3 protein-coding genes and 1 pseudogene are annotated in these 5,293 nt (G+C 57.7%); 1 reads left to right on the plus strand and 3 read right to left on the minus strand.

What is annotated here, in order from left to right; translation table 11 throughout:
* Positions 1-126 (plus strand): annotated as a pseudogene (locus MRBLMC3_RS23095) (IS5/IS1182 family transposase); the annotation flags it as partial.
* Here the strand turns inward: MRBLMC3_RS23095 and MRBLMC3_RS13395 are convergent.
* The 3 genes from MRBLMC3_RS13395 to MRBLMC3_RS13405 all read right to left on the minus strand — a co-directional run.
* Positions 123-1,460, minus strand: a complete 1,338-nt coding sequence (locus tag MRBLMC3_RS13395; protein WP_363829562.1) for an MFS transporter — start codon at positions 1,458-1,460, stop codon at positions 123-125. The pseudogene MRBLMC3_RS23095 and the gene MRBLMC3_RS13395 sit on opposite strands and share 4 nt — an antisense overlap.
* A gap of 155 nt (positions 1,461-1,615) precedes the next feature.
* Entirely contained in the window at positions 1,616-2,548 is a 933-nt protein-coding gene (locus MRBLMC3_RS13400; protein WP_363736936.1) for an N-acyl homoserine lactonase family protein, read from the minus strand.
* Between the two features lie 418 nt (positions 2,549-2,966).
* A partial coding sequence (locus MRBLMC3_RS13405) for a TonB-dependent receptor (protein ID WP_363829560.1) occupies positions 2,967-5,293 on the minus strand: 2,327 nt, incomplete at its 5' end.

Below are 5,293 nucleotides of genomic sequence, written 5' to 3' on the forward strand. Positions count from 1 at the left end.
TTCGGGGTCATGAAAAACCAGCGACGCATCGCCACCCGCTATGACAAGACCGCGCTCTCCTTCGCCAGCTTCCTTAACCTCGCCGCCGTGCGCCTATGGCTGAAATCTTTTGTCAACATCGCCTAGGGCTCCTCGGCAAGAACAGGTTTGCGCGGCGCAATTGTCTGTTCCTCGTCTTTCATGTTGAGGTCTGGCATCAGGGGCATCAGAAGGCCCGCGAGCAGGAAGAAGACTCCGCAAAGCGCGATGCTGACTGACAAGCTGAAGGATGTGGCGATTTCTCCCAACGCAAAAGGAGCAAACGCGGAGATGCCACGGCCGACATTGAAACAGAATCCAGCTCCGGTTGACCGAATATGCGCCGGGAACAGTGCAGAGAAATAGGCTCCAAAAATCCCGAAATAAGCAAAAAACATCGCCATGAGTGGTCCAAACCACAAAAGCAGCGTCAAATCCCTGATCAAGGCGTACGCCGGCAACAAGATAGTTGTTGCAGCGAAGCAGAATAGGATCGTCTTTTTGGAACCAATGCGGTCCGCAACGAAGCCGAATATCTGATAACCGATGAACATGCCGATATTCATGACGATGAGAAACGTCGTCATTGCCGCAGGTTCCAATCCCCGTTCCTTGACGAGATAGGTCGGAAGCCAGGTATTCGCACCCCAATAGCCGGTCAGGGCGCACGCGGCGATTAATGTTGCCAGCACCGTGCGACGCCACCGACCTTCGATAAATATCTCGCTCAATGAGACCGTCTGTTTACCGCTGGCCATTTGTCGCTGTGACTTCCCTTCCCGCCATTGGCTGGATTCGGGCACGAAAAGCGCAACGAATATGATTGCGAAAAGCGCGGTTCCTCCTGAAAGGAAAAGCGCCCGCCATCCATAATCCGGTAACAGGGCATGGGCCAACAAAGCCGCGAGAACGAATCCGGCGGGCCCGGCACTGAGTACGAAGGCACTGGCCCGGGCGCGCAGATGGGGAGGCCAAGTTTCGTTGATCAGGGCCGACACGATTCCCCATACGCCGCCCAGGCCCAAGCCGGCCAGGAATCGCAGAAGCAGCATGTCCCACCACCCGCGCGCGACGGCTATTGCCATGGTGAACAGTGCAAAGATCAGCACGCTAACAATCAGTGCCGGTCGGCGGCCGTAATTATCCGCGTACCATCCTAGCAGCAAGCTGCTGAGGCCAACTCCAATCATGCCGGCAGTGCCGATCAATCCAGCCTCGCCAAGGCTGAAGCCAAAGTCAGTTACGATCGCCGGAAGGGCCAACGCCAGGATCATGAAATCCACTGCGTCAAAGCAGTAACTTAAAAAGCATCCCGCAAGAGTGATCCAGCGAGCGTCCTTGTGTGAGCTGCCGTCGTGGAAGATGACTTTCTGCGGATCCGCCATCGTCACTGCCTGCTCTATCCTATCCACCTTTTGTTTATCGCACTGACCGGAAAGCATCAGGGACACTGGCCTGCCCCAGGCGGGTCCGGTGGCAGGATCATTATAACACCGTCAGGCCACACAGCTAAATCGGATATCTCTCCCGCCGGCCCGGCGCGGGCAAGAAGATGACGGTGACGACGTAGGGAAATAACGGGGGGTCGCCTGTACGTTTAGGTGTGGATGATTTTTTGGGCAGAGACAGTTGGGCGCCGCGACGTATCGTCGTGACGCAGATTTACCTCGGCGATCTGATTTCCACTTGGCGCCAGCCATGACGAGTGACGTTCATAGATCAATGGATCATGACCTGGAACGAGGTGATCGAATTTGTTCTTCAGCAGATCGCGAATTTCGCGATAGGCCTTGATTTGGTTGAAAGTGTTGCCCTGGCCGTAGCCCGGAGGCCACATGCGCTCGATGTTCGAATACCAATAGACCGTGTCTCCGACGACAGCGAATGGACCGTTGCGCGTCTGCACCTCGAACCATTGCGTGCCGAAGGTGTGGCTTTCCTTCGCCAGGTGTGCCGTGATGCCGGGCAGCACCTCCTCATCACCGCGAACGAACTTTACGCGGCCTTCGGAAATGCCCTGTGCGGCTCTGATGAGATCCTGCGGGTCGAACGAAGAAAAGACCCAGGCCTTTTCTTCCTCGGTTTCCATCTGGTGAGCGGCGCACACTGCGTCAGACCATCCGAGATACTCGTCCAGCTGGATATACAGCTTGGCATTGGGGAAAGCCTCGAAATTCCCGATGTGATCAAAATGCATGTGCGTCACGAGGATTGCTTCGACATCTTCTGGCTTGAAGCCGACCCTGCCAAGAACGTCGACCGGTTCCTCCCAGCTTGAAAACGCGTACTTCGTCAGCCAATGATCATTGCGAAATCCGCAATCGACCAAGGCGACGTGTTGCTTGCCGCCGACTTCACCACCTACCAACAAGGTATAAAGCATGGGGAGACGAACTGTACCAGCATTACTGAACAGACCAGACCCGGCAACAAAATCTATCGGCATGTCAGATTGACAGTACGCTAGAGGCCAAATCGAATAATCAGTATCCAGCTTGGTATCGAGACCTATAATCGATGGGCCGACCACTGCATAACTCCTAGTGATGTGTCGTAGAATAGTACGCACGTCTGGAAATTAGTATATAAGGCACAAACTTCCTCGTCACTGGTTGAGTCGCACCTGAGACGCGGTAAACAGCATTAGAGCAGAATGTTCTCATTTGCTAGGATTGACGGCTTGATCGCTTGAATTGCTTTCGACGGCATGGCCTCGCCGCGAGACGAGAGTGGGGCCGTCGAGTTTTTCCGGTATGAGGCGGCGGACCCACGGTGTTCTGGTTCAGCATCATTCGACGCAGCGATATCGTCCAGAGGGTAATGCCCGGCAAACAGCGTGACGGCCGACATCATCGTGCTGCTCCCGACCGGGTCTGGAGGACCGGCCGGGATGCTCGTAGACGCTGCTCGCACTGCATTGTCGTTAGCCTTCATGATAATCAATGCGATCAGAAGTTGTAGCGCGCGCCGAGCTGGAAGAAGCGAGGCGGCTTGTAGGAAACCTCGTTGCAACCACACAGGGTCGCGAGGTCGAAGCCCTGGACACCCTGGTGCACGTTGGTCAGGTTCTTGATGCGGAAGTTGAGCTCCCAGCTTTCGTTCGACCAGCCAAGGCCGGCATTGACCATCACAGTCCTGCCGAACTTGTCCGCGTCGAAATTGCGGAGGTTGTAGTAGAAGGGATCGGTATAGCTGGCGTCGCCCTGAACCGACAGCTTGCCGCCAAGGGCTTCCCATTCATACCGGATGATAGCGCTGCCCTGAAGCGGCGGCGCGTAGACGGGCTGGACGTCGCGACTGATCGGACCTCCGGCACGAAGCGGCACATCCTTCACCTTCGCATCAAAGTAGGATGCGGAAAGACCGACATCGAGGCCCCTCACAGGCGAGGTGAACAGGCTGGCTTCCCCACCGATTGTTCTCGCGTTCGCGTTGATGACTATGCCGCTGACCCCGGAGAAGAGGAATGCCTGATAGTTCTTGTAATCATAGTAGAATGCGGATGCGTTGAACCGTGTCTTGCCGTCCGGGAACGTATATTTGATGCCGCTCTCATAGTTGGTGAGAGTTTCCGCCTTGTAAGGGATGGTGCTTGTCGGCACGGCTATGCCACCTGGAACTGCGGCATTATAGCTGCCCGCCTTCACGCCGCGATTGACGCCTGCATAGAGGAGCAGATCCGGGTTCACCTGGAAGTCGAGCTGGACCTTGCCTGCCCAGAGCGTCTTGTTGGACTTGTCCGTGTAAGGCGTGGGTCCATTCGGACCAAATAGCGGGCCAATGACGATCGGTGTGCCAACCGCGGCCTCACGCGAATCCGTGGTACCCCATATTCCCTGGAGGAAGTTGTGGTTCTTCTGTTCCTGGATGATGCGCGCTCCGGTGATCAACGTCAGTCGCGAAGCGATGTGCCAGTCCAACTGGCCAAAGGCCGAATAGGAATTGGTTTTCAGCGTTGCGTCTGCTCCCAGATCGAACGGCGCCCCTGGAACCACGCTGCCAATGGGAAACTTCAGCCCAGCGAGCGAATGGGCCTTGATGTGGAGATAGTAAAGCCCGGTCGTCCAATCGACAAGATCGCTCTTTCCTGACAGGCGGACTTCCTGGCTGAAGGTGGAAGCACGAACGCCCAGATAACCGCCAGCCTGGTTACCCGGACCGGCATCAACATCCAGGAAGCCGATCTTGTAGAAATGCTTGTAGTCGCTCACCGCCGCCAACTTGACGCTGTCGCTCAAGTCGAACTCGCCGTTGAGGTTAACGCCCCAGGTCCTCACGCGCCCATGATCGCGGAAGGCAAAGTCGCTCGACGTGCGAGGGCCGCTGCCATCGGGATCCTTGTAGCCGAAGAAGTCGCCGCCGGGGACCGGACGGCCGAAGGGAGCACCGAAGCTGCCGGTGTTGCCGGTGTCCGAACCGCCATCTGAACCGTCAGCCGCAATCGAAGCGCGCGTTTCGTTCGGGCCGGCATTCAGGACGTTCACCAGTTCGCCCGCAGCATCGAACACACCGATCGTTGCCTTCTGCTGATACGGCGCCGTTGCCATCCGGGTTCTCGCCGCATTGACGGACAGCAGCACTCGGGCGCTGTCATTGGGCTCGAACAAGGTGGTCATGCGTCCTGCGAGCGTATCGTCATCGCCCATATTGGCGCCGGCGCCCGGACCAGGCGAACCGCCGACCGCGCCCGCCGGATATTCGTTGCGCAGCCAGGGCTGAGCCTTGTTCCACATGACGGCGAAACGAGTTGCCATCATGCTGCCCATCGGCAGGTTGATCGCCGCTTCACCGTGGAACGCACCGGGCGTGCTCAGGGAGTCATAGAGCCCGTAATTGACGTCGACAAAGCCCTCGACCTTGTCCAGATTGGGCTTGCGCGTGATGTAGCGGACAAGCCCGCCGGTCGCGTTGCGGCCGAACAGCGTGCCCTGCGGCCCCTTCAGCACTTCGACGCGGTCGATATCGAACAGGGCGAAAGTCTGGCCCTGGCCGATGGCGATGTAACCATCGTCGAGATAAACCGCGTTCGGTGCCTCGACGATATCGTTGATGTCATTCTGGGTCACGCCGCGGATCGTGTACTGGCTGTTCTGGCCAGCAAGCGCGCCACCGAGATGCACGCCCGGCGTAAGCCCCGCCAGTTCGCGTGAATCAGTCACATTGAGGGCGCGCAACTGGTCGCCGGAAAAGGCGGTGATGGCGATGCCCACCTTCTGGATGCTCTGCTCGCGACGCTGCGCCGTTACGATGATCTCGCCCGACAAGGCCGAGCCGC

Origin of the sequence: Sphingobium sp. LMC3-1-1.1 (genome assembly GCF_040676285.1) — a bacterium.
Lineage (GTDB): Bacteria > Pseudomonadota > Alphaproteobacteria > Sphingomonadales > Sphingomonadaceae > Sphingobium.